At 63.4% G+C, this 19831-nt stretch carries 17 protein-coding genes; 12 read left to right on the top strand and 5 right to left on the bottom strand.

Annotation, left to right across the window (positions count from 1 at the left end; translation table 11 throughout):
- Positions 1-6 precede the first annotated feature (6 nt).
- The 7 genes from BEK68_RS10065 (at position 7) to BEK68_RS10035 (ending at position 6039) form a co-directional block, all read left to right on the top strand.
- Positions 7-1368, top strand: coding sequence for a 3-carboxy-cis,cis-muconate cycloisomerase (locus BEK68_RS10065; protein ID WP_009241183.1), 1362 nt, complete (start codon positions 7-9; stop codon positions 1366-1368).
- 22 nt (positions 1369-1390) lie between these two features.
- On the top strand, positions 1391-2203 hold the full coding sequence (pcaD, locus tag BEK68_RS10060; protein ID WP_004631131.1) for a 3-oxoadipate enol-lactonase: 813 nt from the start codon (positions 1391-1393) through the stop codon (positions 2201-2203).
- Entirely contained in the window at positions 2196-2594 is a 399-nt protein-coding gene (gene pcaC, locus BEK68_RS10055; RefSeq protein ID WP_004631130.1) for a 4-carboxymuconolactone decarboxylase, read from the top strand. Before pcaD ends, pcaC begins: the two co-directional genes overlap by 8 nt.
- An 80-nt stretch (positions 2595-2674) precedes the next feature.
- Positions 2675-3544 (top strand): branched-chain amino acid ABC transporter permease, encoded by an 870-nt coding sequence (locus BEK68_RS10050; protein ID WP_004631127.1) that lies wholly within the window; start codon positions 2675-2677, stop codon positions 3542-3544.
- Entirely contained in the window at positions 3541-4575 is a 1035-nt protein-coding gene (locus BEK68_RS10045) for a branched-chain amino acid ABC transporter permease (RefSeq protein ID WP_009241182.1), read from the top strand. The genes BEK68_RS10050 and BEK68_RS10045 overlap by 4 nt, the downstream gene beginning before the upstream one ends.
- Positions 4572-5345 carry an ABC transporter ATP-binding protein gene (locus tag BEK68_RS10040; protein WP_009241181.1) on the top strand — a complete coding sequence of 258 codons (774 nt, stop codon included), beginning with the start codon at positions 4572-4574 and terminating at the stop codon, positions 5343-5345. The genes BEK68_RS10045 and BEK68_RS10040 overlap by 4 nt, the downstream gene beginning before the upstream one ends.
- Positions 5338-6039 (top strand): ABC transporter ATP-binding protein, encoded by a 702-nt coding sequence (locus tag BEK68_RS10035; protein WP_004631121.1) that lies wholly within the window; start codon positions 5338-5340, stop codon positions 6037-6039. Before BEK68_RS10040 ends, BEK68_RS10035 begins: the two co-directional genes overlap by 8 nt.
- 3 nt (positions 6040-6042) lie before the next feature.
- Here the strand turns inward: BEK68_RS10035 and BEK68_RS10030 are convergent, their stop codons facing one another.
- Positions 6043-7209, bottom strand: coding sequence for an ABC transporter substrate-binding protein (locus tag BEK68_RS10030; protein WP_004631120.1), 1167 nt, complete (start codon positions 7207-7209; stop codon positions 6043-6045).
- A gap of 137 nt (positions 7210-7346) precedes the next feature.
- A complete protein-coding gene (locus tag BEK68_RS10025; protein WP_009241180.1) occupies positions 7347-8324 on the bottom strand; it encodes a LysR family transcriptional regulator in 978 nt (325 codons plus the stop codon).
- Between the two features lie 119 nt (positions 8325-8443).
- On the opposite strand from BEK68_RS10025, the gene pobA reads away from it, so the two are divergent.
- A complete protein-coding gene (gene pobA, locus BEK68_RS10020) occupies positions 8444-9670 on the top strand; it encodes a 4-hydroxybenzoate 3-monooxygenase (RefSeq protein ID WP_009241179.1) in 1227 nt (408 codons plus the stop codon).
- Here the strand turns inward: pobA and BEK68_RS10015 are convergent.
- On the bottom strand, positions 9648-10757 hold the full coding sequence (locus tag BEK68_RS10015; protein WP_009241178.1) for an endo alpha-1,4 polygalactosaminidase: 1110 nt from the start codon (positions 10755-10757) through the stop codon (positions 9648-9650). The genes pobA and BEK68_RS10015 overlap by 23 nt on opposite strands.
- Positions 10758-11062: 305 nt before the next feature.
- Here BEK68_RS10015 and BEK68_RS10010 point away from each other — a divergent pair, with 305 nt between their 5' ends.
- From BEK68_RS10010 to BEK68_RS10000, 3 genes are all read left to right on the top strand, one after another.
- Positions 11063-11356, top strand: a complete 294-nt coding sequence (locus tag BEK68_RS10010) for a hypothetical protein (protein WP_004631110.1) — start codon at positions 11063-11065, stop codon at positions 11354-11356.
- A gap of 347 nt (positions 11357-11703) precedes the next feature.
- The gene (gene infA / locus BEK68_RS10005; protein WP_004631109.1) at positions 11704-11922 is read left to right on the top strand and encodes a translation initiation factor IF-1; all 219 of its coding nucleotides are present in this window, start codon (positions 11704-11706) and stop codon (positions 11920-11922) included.
- 471 nt (positions 11923-12393) lie between these two features.
- Positions 12394-13389 (top strand): hypothetical protein, encoded by a 996-nt coding sequence (locus tag BEK68_RS10000; protein WP_009277459.1) that lies wholly within the window; start codon positions 12394-12396, stop codon positions 13387-13389.
- A gap of 131 nt (positions 13390-13520) precedes the next feature.
- Here BEK68_RS10000 and galU read toward each other — a convergent pair whose 3' ends face one another.
- Positions 13521-14393 carry a UTP--glucose-1-phosphate uridylyltransferase GalU gene (gene galU, locus BEK68_RS09995; protein WP_009241177.1) on the bottom strand — a complete coding sequence of 291 codons (873 nt, stop codon included), beginning with the start codon at positions 14391-14393 and terminating at the stop codon, positions 13521-13523.
- 33 nt (positions 14394-14426) lie between these two features.
- Positions 14427-17303, bottom strand: a complete 2877-nt coding sequence (locus BEK68_RS09990) for a valine--tRNA ligase (RefSeq protein ID WP_009241176.1) — start codon at positions 17301-17303, stop codon at positions 14427-14429.
- 150 nt (positions 17304-17453) lie between these two features.
- Here BEK68_RS09990 and BEK68_RS09985 point away from each other — a divergent pair, with 150 nt between their 5' ends.
- Positions 17454-19814, top strand: a complete 2361-nt coding sequence (locus BEK68_RS09985) for a UvrD-helicase domain-containing protein (RefSeq protein WP_009241175.1) — start codon at positions 17454-17456, stop codon at positions 19812-19814.
- The last annotated feature ends 17 nt before the right edge of the window (positions 19815-19831 follow it).

Here is a 19831-nt window from a genome sequence, read left to right as displayed (position 1 = left end):
ACGGCCATGACAAGCGCATTGCTCGATCGCGCCTTCTCCACGCCGGCCATGCTGGCGGTGTGGTCCGATGCGGCCACGGTGCGCGCAATGCTCGATGTGGAGGCCGCGCTTGCGCAGGCCGAAGGCGCGGTTGGCGTGATTCCGCCCGAAGCCGTCGCGCCGATTCGCGCGGTGTGCGCCAAGGCGACGTTGGATCTGGACGCGCTGGGCAACGCTGCTGCCACCGCAGGCAACCTGGCGATTCCCCTGGTCAAGCAACTGACTGCGGCCGTCGCACAGCATGATGAAAACGCCGCGCGCTACGTGCATTGGGGCGCGACCAGCCAGGACATCATCGATACCGGTCTGATGCTGCAGTGGCGGCTATCGGCCGAACTGATCGAAGCGGATCTGCAGAAGCTGGCTGACGCGCTCGCGGCACTCGCGCAACGCCATCGCAATACGCCGATGGTGGCGCGCACGTGGTTGCAGCAGGCGCTGCCGACCACGTTCGGCCGCAAGGTTGCGGGTTGGCTGGAAGCGGTGCATCGCGCGCAGGATCGCTTTACCGCGCTGAGCGCGCATGTGCCTGCGTTGCAGTTTGGCGGGGCGGCAGGCACGCTTGCCAGCCTGGGCGAACACGCACGGGCCGTCGCTCAAACGCTGGCGCACGAGCTTGATCTGCCGCTGCCGGCGCTCTCGTGGCACGGCGAGCAGGATCGAATCGCCGAGATCGGCACGACGCTCGCGTTGCTGACCGGCACACTGGGCCACTTCGCGCGTGATCTCTCGCTGATGATGCAGACAGAGGTGGGCGAGGTTTCCGAGCCTTCCGGTGCAGGCAAGGGTGGTTCTTCCACCATGCCGCACAAACGCAACCCGGTCGGGTGCGCGACGGTGCTGGCGGCGGCCACGCGCATGCCTGGCTTGGCGAGCACGCTGCTCGCTGCGCTACCGCAGGAGCACGAGCGCGCGCTCGGCGGTTGGCAGGCGCAGTGGGCGACGTTGCGCGAGATGGCCTGCCTCGCGGCGGGCGCGCTCGATCGCATGCGCGACATCGTTGAAGGTTTGCAGGTCGACGCTGCTCGCATGCGCACGAATCTGGACCTTACGCACGGCCTGATCCTTGGTGAAGCCGTGATGCTGGCGCTGGGTGCGGATCTTGGGCGTCTGCAAGCGCACCATGTGGTCGAAGCTGCCAGCCGCCAAGCGGTACAAGAGAACAAGACGCTGCATGACGTACTGGCGCAAGACGCAGAGGTCCTTCGCATCTGGGGCGCGACCGCGCCGCAACGGTTGAGCGCGCTGCTCGATCCCACCCATTACCTTGGCGATGCGGGCGCCGCTGTTGACCGCGTGCTCGCAGAACACGCCCACCGCCACCCCTGAACACGTATTCCACGGAGACACCATGCCCTGGCTTGAACACGATAACGTCCGCCTGTATCACGAATTCGATGACGGCCCCGCCACGGGTAAGCCGGTGCTGGTGCTGTCGAACTCCCTCGGCACCAACCTGGGCATGTGGGAGCCGCAGCTCGAAGCGTTGCGCCAGCATTTCCGCCTGCTGCGCTATGACCAGCGTGGTCACGGCCAATCGAGCGTGCCGGACGCGCCGTTTGGCGTTGCTCAACTCGGCGGTGATGTGCTCGCGTTGCTCGACCACTACAACATTGAGCTTGCGCTGTTCTGCGGTCTGTCGATGGGCGGGTTGACCGGCCTGTGGCTGGCCGCACATCACGGCGAGCGTTTCCCGCGCATGGTCGTGACGAATACCGCCGCGCTGATCGGTACGCAGCAAAGCTGGAATACGCGCATCGCACAGGTCGAGCAGGGCGGCATGGCGAGCATTACGGAAACGGTGCTGGAGCGCTGGTTCACGCAGGGCTACCGGGATGCCAACGCTAGCCGCGTCGACATCGTCAAGGCAATGTTGCTGTCCACGCCGGATGCCGGCTACAACGGCAACTGCGCAGCCATTCGCGATGCAGATTTGCGCGCGCAACTGCCGAACATCCGGGTGCCGATGCTGGTGATTGGCGGCACACACGATATCTCCACCCCGGCTGCGCAGACCAAGCTCATTGCCGACGGCGTGCCCGGCGCCCAGTACATCGAGCTTTCAGCCGGCCACCTCGCCAACTGGGAGCAGGCCGACGGCTATACCGAAGCGCTCGTCAGCTTCTTGACGACCGGCGTTGCACGTGAGGGCGCCCATGGATGATCGCGAACGCCACGCCGCAGGCATGGCGGTGCGCCGCGCCGTGCTGGGCGATGCCCACGTCGACCGTGCCAACGCCGCGCAGACCGATCTGACGGCTCCGTTTCAGGACCTCATCACGCGCTACGCCTGGGGTGAAATCTGGACACGCCCCGGCTTGCCGCGCCACACGCGCAGCTTGCTGACGATCGCCATGATGGTCGCGCTCGGCCGCGACGGCGAGTTGCGCCTGCATCTGCGCGCCGCTGCCAACAACGGTGTCACGCGCGACGAGATTCAGGAAACGCTGCTGCAGACCGCCATCTACTGCGGCGTGCCGGCTGCCAACCATGCCTTCCACCTCGCCCAGACGGTGTTTGCCGAGATGGATGCGGAGGGCGCTGCGAAAAAGTAATACCGCCGTCTCCGGGGAGACGCCACGCAACACACCGGGCAAACCGGCCGCCGAGCTGGAAAAACCCAAGGAGGAGACCCATGCTCAGCGCATTGGGTGTGTTGTTCGACGGGCTGGCCTACGGCAGCCTGCTGTTCCTGATCAGCATCGGCCTGTCGGTCACGATGGGCCTGATGAACTTCATCAACCTTGCGCACGGGGCGTTCGCCATGGCGGGCGGCTATGTGTGCGTGGTGCTGATGAACCGCCTCGGCGTGCCGTTTCTGGCGACGCTGCCCATCGCTTTCGTGGTCACCGCAATCATCGGCTTTGTGCTTGAATGCACGCTGTACCGGCGGCTCTATCGCGCGAGCCCGCTCGATCAGGTGCTGTTCTCCATTGCGCTCGTTTTCATGGCGATGGCGGGTGCGACCTACGTGTGGGGGCCGTCGCAGCAACCCGTTGAGCTGCCGGAGATGCTGCGTGGGCAATGGCCAGTGTTTGACAGTGGATTGGAAGTCGGGCGCTATCGCCTGTTCCTGATCGGGGTGGTGATTGCGCTGACGGCGCTGCTGGCATGGCTGATTGAGCGCACACGCTTTGGAGCGCAGGTGCGCGCGTCGGTGGATAACCAGCAGGCATCCGCAGGGCTGGGCATCAACGTAAGCCTGGTGTTCTCCGTAACGTTCGCGCTGGGTTCGGGGCTGGCAGGGCTGGGCGGGGGATTGGGCATCGATGTGCTCGGGCTCGATCCAGCCTTCCCGATCAAATACATGGTGTATTTCCTGCTGGTGGTGGCCGTCGGCGGTGCGGGTTCCATCAAGGGCACATTGCTGGCAGCGCTCGTGCTAGGCGTGTTCGACGTGGCGGGCAAGTACTACGTGCCGGACGTGGGCGCGTTCGTCATCTATGGGTTGATGGTCGTGCTGCTCGTGCTCTTCCCGGGCGGTTTGCTGGGGAGGCGCGCATGAGCGGGCTGCAGCAATTGAGGCGGTCTGCACGGCCTGTTGAGGGCTCTGCGGCGCATGGGTTGCCGCAAGCGCGTTGGTCGCCGTTTGAGATCGCGTTCTGGTGCGTGCCGATCGCGGTGTTCTTTCTTCTTCCCGATTACCTCGTCTTCGGCAGCCAGGTGTTGATCGTCGGGCTGTTTGCGTTGTCGCTCGACCTGGTGCTCGGCTATGCGGGCATCGTGTCGCTCGGACATGCAGGCTTCTTCGGGCTTGGCGCCTATACCGCCGGACTGCTCGCGGCACATGGCTGGGGTGAACCGCTCACCGGTCTGGCCGCGGGCGCTGTCGTCGCTGCGCTGGCCGGCTTCTGTGTGAGCTTTCTCGTCGTGCGCGGGCAGGATCTGACACGACTGATGGTCACGCTCGGCATCGGTCTGATGCTGTATGAGGCGGCCAACAAGATGGCGTTTCTTACGGGCGGTGTGGACGGCCTTTCCGGTGTGGCGATGCGCAACCTGCTCGGCACATTTGAGTTCGATCTGGAGGGGCGCACGGCTTACTTCTATAGCTTGGTCGTGCTGTTTCTGGTGTTTGTGGGGTTGCGTCGCCTGGTGCGCTCGCCGTTTGGGTTGTCGCTGCGCGGCATTCAACAGGGGCCGAAGCGCATGCCGGCTATCGGCGCGAATGTTCGCATGCGGCTGGTGGCGGCGTTCACCGTCAGCGCAGCGATTGCCGGTGTCGCAGGCGGGCTGCTCGCGCAGACCACGCAATTTGTCGGTCTGGATTCGCTGGGCTTCTCGCGCTCGGCAGAGTTGCTGATCATGCTCGTGCTGGGCGGTGCAGGCCGGTTGTACGGCGCGTTGATTGGCGCAGCGGTGTTCATGATTGCGCAGGACGTGTTGGCCGGCATCAATCCCGTCTACTGGCAGTTCTGGATCGGCCTGCTGCTGATGGTGATCGTGTTGTTTGCGCGGGGTGGCATTCTCGGTGGGCTGGAAACTGCGGTGTCTGCGGTCAGGGCGCGGCGCGCTCGCAAGGGAGGTGCTTCATGACTGCGCCCACGATCCATCCTCCGCCCACATTGAGCACGCGTGGCCTGTCCAGGCGCTGGGGCGGCTTTCACGCCAATTCCGATATCTCGCTGTCTTTTGCGCCCGGCGCGCGCCACGCGCTGATCGGGCCGAACGGCGCGGGCAAGACCACCTTCATCAATCTGCTCACCGGCACGCTCGCACCCACTGCGGGCCAAGTGCTGCTGGATGATGAAGACATCACCCGCCTGCCCGCACACCAGCGCGTCAAGCGCGGCATCACGCGCACTTTCCAGATCAACACGTTGTTTCCCGTATTGACGGTGCTGGAATCGGTGATGCTCGCCATCTTCGAGCGCACGGGCGCGTCGTGGCATTGGCATCGCACCGTTGCATCGCATAAGGACGCCCGCGACGAAGCGATGGCATTGCTATGCCGCTTGCAACTCGGTGCCGACGCGCTGGCGCCCACGCATGCGTTGCCTTACGGCAAACAGCGCCTGGTGGAGATCGCCCTGGCGCTCGCGACGCACCCACGCATCCTGCTTCTCGACGAGCCTGCCGCCGGTATCCCGAGCAGAGAAAGCACCGAACTGTTCGAGGTCATCGCCAGCCTGCCGCGCGACATCACGATCCTCTTCATCGAGCACGACATGAACCTTGTCTTCCGCTTTGCCGAGCGGATCACCGTGCTGCTGGCCGGCCGCGTGCTGACTGAAGGCACGCCGCAGGAGATCGCGGCCGACCCGCGTGTGCGCGAGGTCTACCTCGGGGAGGTTGAGCATGCGTGAACTGTTGTCGCTCGAAAATGTGACCGCCGGCTACGGCAATGCTGTCGTGCTGGACGATGTGTCGTTCGCGCTCGAAGCAGGCGGCAGCCTTGCGCTGCTGGGCCGCAATGGTGTCGGCAAGACCACGCTGCTCGCCACGCTGATGGGCTTCACGCGCCTGCACGGCGGGCGTATCCGCTGGCTGGGCGCGGATATCGCCAAGATGCCGCCACACCGGCGTGCCCGCGCAGGGCTCGGCTGGGTGCCGCAGGAGCGGTGGATGTTTCCGTCGCTGACGGTGGAAGAGCATCTGACAGCCGTGGCGCGACCCGGGGCCTGGGATGTGGCGCGCGTCTACAAGACGTTTCCGCGCCTTCAAGAGCGGCGCCGCAATCTCGGCAATCAGCTCTCAGGCGGCGAGCAGCAGATGGTCGCCATCGCTCGCGCGCTGATGACGAATCCCGCACTGCTGCTGTTGGATGAACCGATGGAAGGCCTCGCACCGATCATCGTGCAGGAGCTTGGCCGCGCTATCCGCGCGCTCGTTGAGGAGGGGGGTATGGCGGTGATCCTGGTGGAGCAGCATGCGCGTCTGGCGCTGCAGCTCACGCAGCGTGCGCTGGTGCTCGATCGAGGCCGCGTCGTGCACGCATCAGCCAGCGCCGATCTGCTGGCCGATGCGCCGTTACTGCAACGGCTCGTGGCTGTTGCGTAGTGCTTACTTGCCGGGATCCTTCACGTCGGCAAACTTGTCGAACTCGACGTTGTACAGCTCGTTGCCGACCTTTTCCACCTTGCGGATGTAGACCGTTTGCACCACATCACGCGTGGCCGGGTCGATGGTGATCGGCCCGCGCGGGCTGTCGATCTTCATGCCCTTGAAGGCGGCCATGGCCTTCTCCCCGTCGATCTTGCCGCCGAGCTTGTTGATCACGTTGTAGATCGCGCCGATGCCGTCATACGCGGCCACTGCCATGAAGTTCGGGCGGCCCGCGCCCGGATTGGCCTCCGCAAAGGCTTTCAGGAAGGTCTTGTTCTGCGGCGAGTCGTGCGCGGCGGAGTAATGGAACGAGGTGATGACACCCAGCGTCGCGTCGCCCATGGCCGGGAGCACGTGGTCGTCGGTCAGGTCGCCCGTTGCGATGACCTTGATGCCGGCCTGCGCCAATCCGCGCTCGCGGAAACCCTTCATGAATGCCACGCCTTGCTCGCCGGCCGGCAGGAAGACGAACACGGCTTGCGGCTTGGCATCTTTCACGCGTTGGATGAACGGCGCGAATTCAGGATTGCGCAGTGGCACGCGCACGGCTTCCACGACCTGGCCCCCGCCGGCGGTGAACGTTTGTTTGAATGCGTTCTCCGCATCGATGCCGGGCGCGTAATCGGCAACCACAGTGGCCACCTGCTTGATGCCGTTCTTCAGAGCCCACGAGGCGATCGGTGTGGAGATCTGCGGCAGCGTCATCGACACACGCGTCACATAGTCCGACTTGGTGGTGATCGACGACGATGCGGCATTGAAGATCACCATCGGTTTTTTGGCTTGCTGCGCGATGGGCGCCACCGCCAGTGCTTCCGGCGTGAGGCCAAAGCCCGCAAGGAAATCCACCTTGTCGCGTACCACCAGCTCCTGCGCAAGGCGCTTGGCGACGTCCGGCACGGGGCCAGTCGTGTCCTTCACGATGATCTGCACCTGCCGCCCACCGGCGGTCGTGCCGTGCAGCCTCTGATACGCCTTGATGCCGTCTTCCATCTGCTTGCCATAGTCGGCAAAGGGGCCGGAGAAGGGGGCGATCAGGCCAATCTTGATCGGCTCGTCCGCAAAGGCGGGCAGGCCGGTCATCAGCGTACCGGCAACGACAGTCAGCAGCACACGACGTCTCATGAAGGTCTCCAAAGGTTGATCGGCAAGCGTGAGCCGAAAAAACACAGTGGCGTCGCCTGCGCGTGCCGACGATCCTAAAGGCTCTGTGTTCGCATTGCAATCGAGTGTTCGGATTGTGAACACTTAAGCCGGGTCGGTTACTTCGTGTTCTTGCGTTTGGCGGGCCGATGGCCGGGCTCGCGCCATTCATCCGCCTCGTCGTTGAACAACGACGACACCAGCGCGCGAAACCACTGGCTGCGTGTGTCGTTATGAAACTTGCGATGCCAGTGTTGCTTGAGATCGAAGCTCGGCAGCTCCAGCGGCGGCTCCATCACGCAGATGTTGGCGTGCGATTGCATGAACGACAGGCCCACCGCGTGCGGCACCGTCGCAATCAAGTCCGTGCGCGCCAGGATGAACGGGATGCTCATGAAATGCGGTGTGAGCAGCGACGGCTTACGGCGGATGCGCTTGCGTTCAAGAAAGCGCTCATACAGTTCCTGACTGCGCCCCTCCGCGCGCACCACAGCGTGCCCGTATTCCAGAAACTGCGCCATCGATAGCTTCGTGTTGCCGCCGCGCGTGACGGGATGACCGGCGCGCACGATGCATATGAAGTAGTGCGTAAACAGCCGCTGCTGGAAGAAGTTGTTCTTCTTCAGGTCGGGGAAGTAACCAACAGCCAGGTCGAGCGAACCGGTCTCCAGCGCGCGCTCGATCTGCGCGGGCGGCAGCGACACGGACTGCACCGACGCCCGCGGCGCGTGCCGAGCCATCGCCTCGACAATGCGCGGCAAGAACACCATCTCGCCCACGTCCGACAACGAGATCGAGAACGTGTGGGTGGTTGTGGCCGGATCGAACGCGCCGGTTTCCAGAATGCCCTGCTGCACACGCGCCAAGACATCGCGCGCCGCAGGAATGAGCGCCAGCGCCCGCGGCGTCGGCTCCATGCCGCGTGAGGTCCGGACGAATAGCGGGTCGTCAAACGCAGCGCGCAGCTTGCCCAGCGCTGTGCTCACGCCTGGCTGGCTCATGCCGAGTTGTTGGGCCGCCATGCTCACGCTGCGCGCGTCATGCAGCGCCAGCAGGATTGGCAACAGGTTCAGATCGAAGTTGGGCAGGGTGGACATGGCAATCGCACTATCTGAATCGGCGATAAAGTTTATCGCCAATATTTCATTGTGCGATATCAAGATGCACGCCAACAATGGTTGCCAGAACGATTCCAATCCATCCGGAGACAACCACCATGCGCACCCAGATCGCCATCATTGGCGCGGGCCCGGCAGGCCTGCTGCTCGGGCAGCTTCTGCACCGCAACGGCATCGACGCCGTCATCCTCGAAACCAAGAGCCGCGCGTACGTTGAAGAGCGCATCCGCGCCGGCGTTCTGGAGCAAGGCACGGTCGACGTGCTCAACGAAGCGGGCGTGGGCGAGCGCATGCGGCGCGAGGGGCTCGTGCACCACGGTATCGACCTGCTGTTCGGTGGCAAGCGCCATCGTATCGACCTGACGGCGATGTCGGGCGGCCGCTCGATCACGGTCTATGGGCAGCACGAGGTGGTGAAGGATCTGATTGCCGCGCGTGTGGAGCAAGGCGCGCCGCTGTTGTTCGATGTGAGCGAGGTGTCGGTGCACGATATTGAGTCGGCCACGCCTTCGGTGCAGTTCGTCCACGAGGGTGTTCCGCAGACATTGCAATGCGATTACATCGCCGGCTGCGACGGCTTTCACGGCATCTGCCGGCAGGCGATTCCGGCACGGCGGCAAGCGGTGTTCGAGCGCGTCTATCCGTTTGCCTGGCTTGGCATCCTGGCGCAAGCCAAGCCGGCGGCGGAAGAGTTGATCTACGCAAACCATGATCGCGGCTTTGCGCTGTTCAGCATGCGCTCACCCAAGATCACGCGGCTTTACCTTCAGTGCAAGCCGGATGAGAACCTCGCCGAATGGTCCGATGCACGCATCTGGGATGAACTCCACACGCGCCTGGAGAACAACGACGGCTGGCACCTGAAGGAAGGCCCCATCCTGCAGAAGAGCGTCACGCCGATGCGCAGCTTTGTCTGCGAGACAATGCAGTACGGGCGCCTGTTCTTGGCGGGGGACGCCGCGCACATCGTGCCGCCCACTGGCGCCAAAGGCATGAACCTTGCCGTCGCCGACGTGCGCGTGCTGGCTCAGGCACTGACTGCACGCTACAAGCAGAGCGACACCGCCCCGCTTGCTAGTTACTCCGAACGCTGCCTGCAACGCGTCTGGCGCGCCGAGCATTTCTCGTGGTGGATGACGTCGATGCTGCATCGTTTTGACGACCACACGCCGTTCATGCAAAAGCTGCAGCGCGCTGAGCTGGACTACGTGACCGGCTCCCCGGCCGGCGCGCGCGTGCTGGCCGAAAACTACGTCGGCCTGCCGTTTGCCGACGCTCCCGCCGGCGCGTCGTTGAGCCTCGTCAGTAATTCCAGGGCGGCGTAGTGGTCGGCTTGGACAGCGCAATGCGTGAGACCAGCGGGTGGAAGCCTTGCCCGCGCGACGCCGTGTAGACCTTCTGCGCGTTGGCGGTCTGCAACGCATAGTCGATCGTAAAGACAGGCACGTTGCCGGCGCAGTATTTCTGCAACTGGTCGATGGTCCATTGCGTTTCATCGGCACTCGCTGCCCTGTCGCCCCCGGAGGCGCTGCCCCACGCGGCGCCCGAACTGCCGCCAAACCATGTGTCTTCCTGCGAGATGCCATCGATCGTTGCGAGCAGCACTGATCCACCACCGTCGTCAATCAACGAGGATGCGTTCTGCTGGATCACCGCAAACTGCGGGTTGATGGCGCGACCCGCCGCACGGATCTTGGTGATGAAATCGACCATGGCCTGTGCCGGATCGATGCCTGCCGCCTGGGCTGCGGCCGCCACCGAAGGCTCGGCATACGCCTCGACCCAATCCAGATAGACGCCATCGAATCCTTCGCGCGCCAGTTGTGCGACGGCGCCGTTCGGCCCGAGCCACAGCGCTTGCCAGCGCGGGTCCCAGAACGCGACAGGGTAGTCGCCGGCCCAGCCATCGGGGTCGGCCTTGATGATGAAGTCTGGCGTGCCGGGTCCGTTAGCCGTGGGCGCCTTCCAGCTTGACGTCCAATAGGTGCGGAAGTCTTCGGCTTCGCCAATGTCGATGTAGGCGAGCACTTTGCGCGCGGAGCCGTCAGGCTTGGTGCGCAGCTGCGCCACCATGTCGACGGTGTTGAAGTTCTCCAGTCCTTTGACGGTGTTGTTGGCTTCGATCACCAGCATGTCGTATGGCTGCGCGTCAAGTGCATCGATCTGCGCGCTGGTGGTCATGCCCTGCAGCTGATACATCCACGTCTGCACGCCTGCCAGTGGCGAGGAGCCGTTGATTCCGCAAGCAGGTGTGGTGGTTGAGGTGGTTGCAGCCTCGGTTTTTGACCCGGTATTCGCTGTGTTGGGAGCAGCCCCGGTTTGCGGGCTCAACGACGAACCACCGTCGCCGCCACCGCAGGCACCCAGCATCAGCCCGGCACACACCAGGGCAATCGGAGAGATCAGGCGCATTGTCATCTTGAGAGGGGTAGGTGAGGAGTGCCTTGATCAGACGGAGCGCATCCGTTTGGATGCCACGGCAAGCACCAAACCAAGCTAGCACAATCGGATTACGCCGACATTGCCGTGAAATGGCGACGTTATGAAACTTCTTTGGACCAGCGTTCGTGATCGCTCCGAAGGCTTTGCTTTGGGTGATCGGCATGCGCATGTTGTGCCGTGCCCGAAGTCAAACGTTGCCGTCGCTTTCATCGCCATGCAAAACGCACGGGTGTATAGTCAGACAGCACTCGACGTTCAAGAAGGGGGCATTTCAGATGGACACTTCGCCGGCGGGCCAATACAAAGGCTTCGACATTTATCCGTTGGCTTTCCAACATGAACGCACGGCACGCTGGCCCGAGGCCAGGGAAGATCGCAGCTACAACGCAGCCGTGATGATCTGTCGGGCTGGGGAGTCGCCCGAACCCGGCCAGACCCAGGTCTTCCGCCTCTCCGGGGACCGGCAATTCAGCAATGTGGGTGCTGCGCGCATTGCAGCGCTGCGCTTTGCTGAGAGCATCATCGATGGCGACGTTCCTGAACTGTCGCTTCCTGCCGACGGCGCCTGAAACTGCGGAACCCGCCCGTGATAGAATAGCGGGCGAATCCGGCTCGCCGCCGCGCCAATCATGGCCGGTGGCGGCTGAGTCCAGCACCGGGGAATACCCCGCGCCGAGTCGGGCGGCGCGCATCTGCGACCGCCACCCATCCTCGCTCTCGCTTGCACGAAACGGCGCGCGCCATTGGCGGGCGCGATTTGTGTTCCGTGCAGCTCGGTACCCCCCAAGCCCGCTGTCCGGGCAGATGATCGCGGCGTACCGCTGCATGCCCTTCGAGGCGTGTGGCATGGTTCGGGTGGGTCATCACATCATTGCAACCATCGGCGCAGCCGCGTGCTGCATACAAAGGAACGAGTTTGGCCAAGGAAGAACTGATTGAATTTGAAGGGGTGGTGTCTGAAGCACTACCCGACAATCGTTTTCGCGTGCAGTTGGAAAACGGCGTGGAAATCTGGGCTTACGCATCGGGCAAGATGCAGAAGCACCGCATCCGTATTCTCGCGGGCGACCGCGTGAAGCTGGAAATGTCGCCGTACGACCTCACGAAGGGTCGCATCAACTACCGGCACAAGTAAAAACGGCTGTGCCGCCAAGACGTCCACCCCGTGGGCGTTTCGAAGAAACCGCGTGTCTGCTCGACCCGCGGTTTTTTTATTATTGTTGCGTAAGCAGCGTTAAATTTCGTTGATCTCCAGACAACATCCGGTATCATGCCGCTTGGCTGTCAACGGGGGGAACACAGTTGGCAGCCAGCTGAAGTGCAGGGCTTGTCACATTTTTCAAGCCGCGTGCTGCCCTCGGGTGAGCGCGCGCCAGCTGTACCAGTCCATCAATAAGCGCACGGCCGCTGATCGATCCATCGACTCCGCAGGACCTCTAATCGCGCATCCATTCGCCGACCGGGGCGTCATCTGACGCTCGCACCCGTTCGGTGTTCAGTGTGTCACAAGAGTCACACCACATCGGGATACCGCACAGGTAGGACGGCGCTTGTCCATCGAAGTACTGGGCGTAACGTTTTGCGTCCGAGGGAATAGAAAACCACAATGTTGGAAACCAAAAAAGCAGCACAGAGGGCGGCGCGCATGAGCCTGCGCGCTTTGGTGGGTCTGACGGCGGCAACGATGCTGACAGGCCTGGGAATACAAACCGCCTCGGCGCAGGCCACGCGCCCGAAGGCACCTATCTACGGCGTCACGGTTGATGACGTCAGCAACATCAACGCGATCGTGGCATCGCTTACGCACCTGCCGTACAAGCCTACCGTGCGCGTGGTCTTTGACCCGGGTACGACGGCTGCGCAGTACTACCCGGCACTCGTCAAGCTTCATGCTGTCGCCTACGTGATGGGCGAGATCATGGACTCGTACTATTTCCCGAGCGATCTGCAGACGTACACCGACCGTACCAATGAGCTGGTGGGCACGCTGAAGAACGTGGTGGACGTGTGGGAGATCGCTAACGAGATCAATGGGGAGTGGCTGCGCACGGACCCGACCGGCCCGAATTCGGTGGCCGCGAGTGAGGAGCAGGACATCGGCAACATGGTGGCGGCGGCGCATGACATCGTCAAAGCTGCGGGCGGCCTGACTGCTGTCACGATGTACTACAACGACGACGGCAAGGGCACCAACTGCTACGAGCTGCCGATGGACTCGTGGCGTACCTGGGCACAGTCGTATCTGCCCGCACGTGTGCGCCAGGGTGCGGACTACGCACTGTTCAGCTACTACCCTTACCAAGACTGCCCCGGTTTGAACCCGACGTGGGCAAACGATTTCAAGTTGCTCGAAAGCATCTTCCCGGTCGCGAAGGTGGGTTTTGGTGAGATCGGTACGTCCAGCACTTCGGCTCCGGCCTCGGTGCAGCAGAACCTGCTCAAGTCGTACTACCCGATGGGTACCACCACGATGGCAGCGGATCGGCGCTTCATCGGTGGTTACTTCTGGTGGAACTACGCTGAGCAGATGCTGCCGTACAGCACCAGTTCATACTGGAGCCTGCTGAACAACACCATCAAGCCGCTGGCAGCTCCGCAATAAGAAGAGGCTGCAGCCTCTCCTTGCAAAAGGGTAGGACTCCGAGCCGGACGGACGAGACACGATCCGGCAACAAAAAACCCGCGTCAGCTCATGCTGCGCGGGTTTTTTCCATGGCGTCGTGCGTGTTAGGCTCAGCCGCGTGCAGCCAGATAGGCACGGAATTCGTCAGCAACTTCCTTGTGCTTGAGCGCCAGTTCCACCGTTGCCTTCAGGTACCCCAGCTTGCTACCGCAGTCGTAGCGCACGCCCTTGTAACGATAGGCCAGCACCTGCTCGGCCGACAGCAGCGACTGGATGGCATCCGTCAGCTGCAACTCGCCGCCGGCGCCCGGCTTGAGGTTGCGGATGTGTTCGAAAATGCGCGGCGTGAGGATGTAGCGGCCGACCACGCCGAGGTTGGACGGCGCATTTTCCGGTGCCGGCTTCTCGACGATAGCTGACATCTTGATCACGCTGCCGTCTTCTTCCCACGGGCGGCCATCGACCACGCCGTACGAGCGGCTCTGCACGGGGTCGATTTCTTCCACGCCGATCACCGAGCAGTTGTAGTGGTCGTACAGGTCGACCATCTGCTTCATGACGGGCGGGTCGCCGTCCAGCAAGTCGTCCGCCAGGATGACCGCGAAGGGCGCATCGCCGACGAGCTTTTCGGCGCATTGCACGGCGTGGCCGAGGCCCAGCGCTTCAGGCTGGCGCACGTAGAAGCAATCCACATGCGACGGCTTGATCGAGCGCACGACTTCGAGCAGCGCGGTCTTATGCTTGGCTTCGAGTTCGGCTTCCAGCTCGTAGGCCTTGTCAAAGTGGTCTTCAATTGCGCGCTTGCTGCGGCCGGTCACGAAGATCATCTCGGTGATGCCGGCGGCCATGGCTTCTTCCACGGCGTACTGGATCAGCGGCTTGTCCACGACCGGCAGCATTTCTTTCGGGCTGGCCTTGGTGGCCGGCAGGAATCGTGTGCCGAGCCCCGCGACGGGGAAAACGGCTTTGGTGACGCGTTGCATCGTGGTTTCCTTGATATCGGTTGTTCAGGGCGCTCAGGCTGCCTGTACCGGCAGCCGTGCGATCTGGGCTTCCAGCTTGGCCAGCGTGGCTTTGAAATCGGCCACACGCTTTTGTTCCTGTTCCACCACGGCGGCCGGCGCGCGGGCGACGAACGATTCGTTACCGAGCTTGGCTTCGCACTTGGTGATCTCGCCGCGCAAGCGGTCGATTTCCTTCGACAGGCGCGCATGCTCGGCAGCCACGTCGATCTCGATCTTCAGCAGCAGCTTGTTCTCGCCGACGATGGCGACCGGCGCACCGGCGCCGTCCTGCTCCATGGCGGCAGCGTCCGTGTAGACCTTCACTTCGGACAGCTTGCCCAGCGCTTGCACGTACGGCGCCGCCACCTGCAGGAACTCGGCTTCGCCATTGGCGTACAGCGGCACACGTTGCGCAGGGGAGATGTTCATCTCGCCGCGAAGGTTGCGGCAGGCGTCTACCAGTGCCTTTAGCTGCTGCACCCACTGCTCGGCCTGCTCGTCGATCTTGGTCAGGACGGCGCGCGGGTATTCCTGCAGCGCGAGGCTTTCGGTGCCATCGCCCTTGGCGCGGCCGGCCATCGGCGCAACCTTCTGCCAGAGTTCTTCGGTAATGAACGGAATGATCGGATGCGCCAGGCGCAGCACGGTTTCCAGCACGCGCAGCAGGGTACGGCGCGTCGCGCGTTGCTGGGCCGGCGTGCCGGTCTGGATCTGCACTTTCGCCAGTTCCAGGTACCAGTCGCAGTATTCGTCCCAGACGAATTTGTAGATGGCGTTGGCGATGTTGTCGAAGCGGTAGTCGGCAAAGCCTTTCTCCACTTCGGTTTCCACGCGCTGCAGCAGCGAGACGATCCAACGGTCGGCCTGCGAGAAGTCCAGGTAGCCTTCGGGGCCGCAATCACCGACGCATTCCTGCATGCCGCAGTCCTGGCCTTCGGTGTTCATCAGTACGAAGCGCGTGGCGTTCCACAGCTTGTTGCAGAAGTTGCGGTAACCCTCGCAGCGGCCCGGGTCAAAGTTGATGCTGCGGCCCAGCGTGGCGAGCGACGCGAAGGTGAAGCGCAACGCGTCGGCGCCGAATGCGGGAATGCCGTCGGGAAATTCCTTGCGCGTGCGCTTTTCGACCTTGGGCGCATCCTTTGGGCGGCGCAGGCCGGTGGTGCGCTTGGCCAGCAGCGGCTCCAGCGCGATACCGTCGATCAGGTCCACCGGGTCGAGCGTGTTGCCCTCGGACTTGCTCATCTTCTTGCCTTCCGAATCGCGCACGAGGCCATGCACATAGACGGTGTGGAAGGGCACTTCGCCGGTGAAATGCAGGGTCATCATGACCATGCGCGCCACCCAGAAGAAGATGATGTCGTAGCCCGTCACCAGCACGGTGGAAGGCAGGAAGTGCTTCAGCTCTGGCGTGTCGGCCGGCCAGCCCAGCGACGAGAACGGCACCAGCGCGGACGAGAACCACGTGTCGAGCACGTCGTCGTCACGCTTGAGGGCGCCGGTGTAACCCTTGGCTGCGGCCTGGGCGCGGGCTTCTTCTTCCGTGCGCCCCACGTACACGTTGCCGGCTTCGTCGTACCACGCCGGAATCTGGTGGCCCCACCACAGTTGGCGCGAGATACACCAGTCCTGGATGTTGTTCAGCCACTGGTTGTACGTGTTGACCCACTGCTCGGGAACGAGCTTGATCTTGCCGCTCTGCACGGCGTCCAGCGCCACTTCAGCGATGGAGCGGCCCGGGAAGCGCGTGCCTTCCGGTGCCGGCTTGCTCATGGCGACGAACCACTGGTCGGTCAGCATCGGCTCGATCACGACACCGGTCCGGTCACCGCGCGGCACCATCAGCGTGTGTTTCTTGACTTCGGCCAGCAGGCCTTGCGCTTCGAGGTCCTCGACGATCTTTTTACGCGCGTCGAAGCGATCCAGGCCGGCATAGGCGGCGGGAGCATCGGCAACGATCTTCGCGTCGAGCGTCAGGATCGACAACTGCGGCAGCTTGTGGCGCTGGCCGACCGCGTAGTCGTTGAAGTCGTGGCCCGGGGTCACCTTGACCACGCCGGTACCGAACGCGCGGTCGACGTATTCGTCGGCAATCACCGGGATCTTGCGATCAGTCAGCGGCAGGTGGACGAACTTGCCGATGAGGTGGGCGTAACGTTCGTCCTCAGGATGCACCATCACGGCCGTGTCGCCGAGCATCGTTTCCGGACGGGTGGTGGCGACCGTCAGGTGCGTCAGGCCATGCACGGTATCCGGTTCGGCCAGCGGATAGCGGATGTGCCACAGCGAGCCTTCCTCTTCCTCGCTCACCACTTCCAGGTCGGACACTGCGGTGCCCAGCACCGGGTCCCAGTTGACCAGGCGCTTGCCGCGGTAGATCAGGCCTTGCTCGTAGAGACGCACGAACACGTCGCTGACCGCGCGCGACATCTTCGGGTCCATCGTGAAGTATTCTCGCTCCCAGTCGATCGAGGCGCCCATCCGGCGCACCTGGCGCGTGATGGTCGAGCCCGATTGCTCCTTCCATTCCCACACTTTCTCGACGAACTTCTCGCGGCCCATGTCGTGGCGCGATACACCCTGGGCATCCAGTTGGCGCTCGACGACGATCTGGGTGGCGATGCCGGCGTGGTCGGTGCCCGGCACCCAAAGTGTGTTGGCACCGGCCATGCGCGCGTGGCGCGTCAGGCCGTCCATGATGGTCTGGTTGAACGCGTGGCCCATGTGCAGCGTGCCCGTCACGTTCGGCGGCGGGAGCTGGATACAAAAGTCGGGCTTGCCGGCCTCGAGCGTCGCGCGGGAGACGCCCATTGCTTCCCAGGCCGCGCTCCACTTCTGCTCGATGGTGGCGGGTTCGAAACTCTTGGCGAGGGACTGGTTCTGATCGGTCATGCTGACGGGGCGCAATGGGCGCAAAAAGACGTTTGGCCCAGGAAAATGGCGGGCGAAAGCTTGGAATTATACGGCGTGTCGATGTCCGGCACGGGCGAAGCGGCGAATGCGGCCGGTATAATTTCAGGATTCTGCCGAGGCTCCTCCCGCATGTCCGACCTGCTCGCCAATCTGAACCCCGAACAACGCGCTGCCATCACGCTTCCCGATGAATCGGCGCTGATCCTGGCGGGCGCAGGCAGCGGCAAAACGCGCGTGTTGACCACCCGCATCGCGTGGCTGATCCAAAGCGCGCGGGTGTCGCCGTCGGGTGTGCTGGCCGTCACGTTTACGAACAAGGCAGCCAAGGAAATGACGGCCCGCCTGCAGGCCATGCTGCCGATCAACACGCGCGCCATGTGGATCGGCACGTTCCACGGTCTGTGCAACCGGTTGCTGCGCGCGCATTACCGCGATGCCGGCCTGCCGCAGACGTTCCAGATTCTGGATACGCAAGACCAGCTCTCCGCCGTCAAGCGCCTGCTCAAGTCGCTCAATATCGACGACGAGAAATTCCCGCCCAAGAACGTCCAGTACTTCATCAACGGGGCCAAGGAGCAGGGCCTGCGCGCGGGCGATCTGGAAATCGCCAACGAGTACGACCGGCGCATGGCCGATCTCTACGCCGCTTACGACGCGCAATGCCAGCGCGAAGGCGTGGTCGATTTTGCCGAGCTGCTGCTGCGCTGCTACGAACTGCTGCGCTACAACGACGCCATCCGTGCGCACTACCAACGGCGTTTCAAGCACATCCTGGTGGACGAGTTCCAGGATACGAACAAGCTGCAATATGCGTGGCTGAAGATTCTGGCCGGCCTGGGCGAGCCCGGCGTCACGCCCAACGCCATCTTTGCCGTGGGCGACGATGACCAGAGCATCTACGCGTTTCGTGGTGCCAATGTCGGCAACATGGTCGACTTTGAACGCGAATTCCGCGTCGAGCACCGGATCAAGCTGGAGCAGAACTACCGCTCGCATGGCCATATCCTCGATACCGCCAACCACCTGATCTCGCACAACACGCGTCGGCTGGGCAAGAACCTGCGCACGGACGCCGGCCACGGTGAGCCGGTGCGCGTCTATCAGGCCGCGACGGACGGGCAGGAGGCGGGCTGGATTGTCGATGAGATCCGCGACCGTATTGCGACCGGCATGTCGCGCTCGGAAATCGCCATCCTGTATCGCAGCAACGCGCAGTCGCGGGTGATCGAACACGCGCTGTTCTCGGCAGGCATCCCGTACAAGGTGTACGGCGGCCTGCGCTTTTTCGAGCGTGCGGAAATCAAGCACGCGCTGGCGTATCTTCAGCTTCTTGAGAATCCCGACAATGACGCGGCGTTTGGTCGCGTGGTGAATTTCCCGGCGCGTGGCGTCGGGGCTCGTTCGCTCGAGCAGTTGCAGGATGCGGCGCGGCTGTATGGCATTTCGCTCGCAGCGGCGGTGCCGTACCTCACGGGGGCAGCAGGCACCAAGCTGTCGGCGTTTGTGCGTCTGATCGAACAGATGCGTGCCGACACGCGCCAGATGACGCTGCCCGAAATCGTTCAGCACGTCATTCACGCCAGCGGGCTGATCACGCATTACCAGGGTGAAAAGGAAGGCCAGGACCGCATCGAGAACTTGCAGGAACTGGTGACAGCCGCCCAAGCTTTCGTTGCTGAAGAAGGCTACGGCGTGGATGCGATTGCGACCGCGCTGCCCGTGCGCCACGATGCCATGCTGCGCATCGAAGGCGGCGAGATCGATACCGCTTCTGAACTCGTCACCGACGAAACGCCTGCAGAGATGACGCCGCTCGTCGCGTTTCTGACGCATGCCTCGCTGGAGGCTGGCGACAACCAGGCCCAGGCCGGCCAGGATGCCGTGCAAATGATGACCGTGCATGCGGCCAAGGGGCTGGAATTCCACGTCGTCTTCATCACCGGGCTGGAAGAGGGCTTGTTCCCGCACGAAAACAGCCAGATGGAGAAGGACGGCCTGGAGGAAGAGCGCCGCCTGATGTACGTGGCGATCACGCGTGCGCGTGAGCGGTTGTATCTATCGTTCGCGCAAAGCCGCGTGCTGCACGGGCAGGTCCGCTACCACATTCGCTCACGCTTCTTTGACGAACTGCCCGAAGACACATTGAAGTGGCTGACGCCGCAGCACTCGGGCTACCAGGCGACGCGTCGTGTGCAAGGCGATACCGCATGGGGCAAGGATTGGTTCAAGCGCCCAGAGCGTGGCGATGACGACGCCTACACCGGCCGCCCGACCGGCGGCATGGACACCGGCAAGAACTACGCCGACGCCAAGCGCGCAGAGGCCACCGGCTTCCGCGTCGGCCAGTCGGTGTTCCATAACAAGTTCGGGGAAGGCGTCATCACGACGCTGGAAGGCGAGGGCGCCGAGGCGCGCGCCCAGATCAAGTTCAACCGCCACGGGGTGAAGACGCTGGCGCTGGGCATCGCCAAGCTGGACCCGATCAACTGAGCGTCGACCGGGCCATC

Origin of the sequence: Ralstonia pickettii (assembly GCF_001699815.1) — a bacterium.
In the GTDB taxonomy this organism is placed as follows: domain Bacteria; phylum Pseudomonadota; class Gammaproteobacteria; order Burkholderiales; family Burkholderiaceae; genus Ralstonia; species Ralstonia thomasii.
This window is presented reverse-complemented; position numbering and strand designations above follow the sequence as displayed.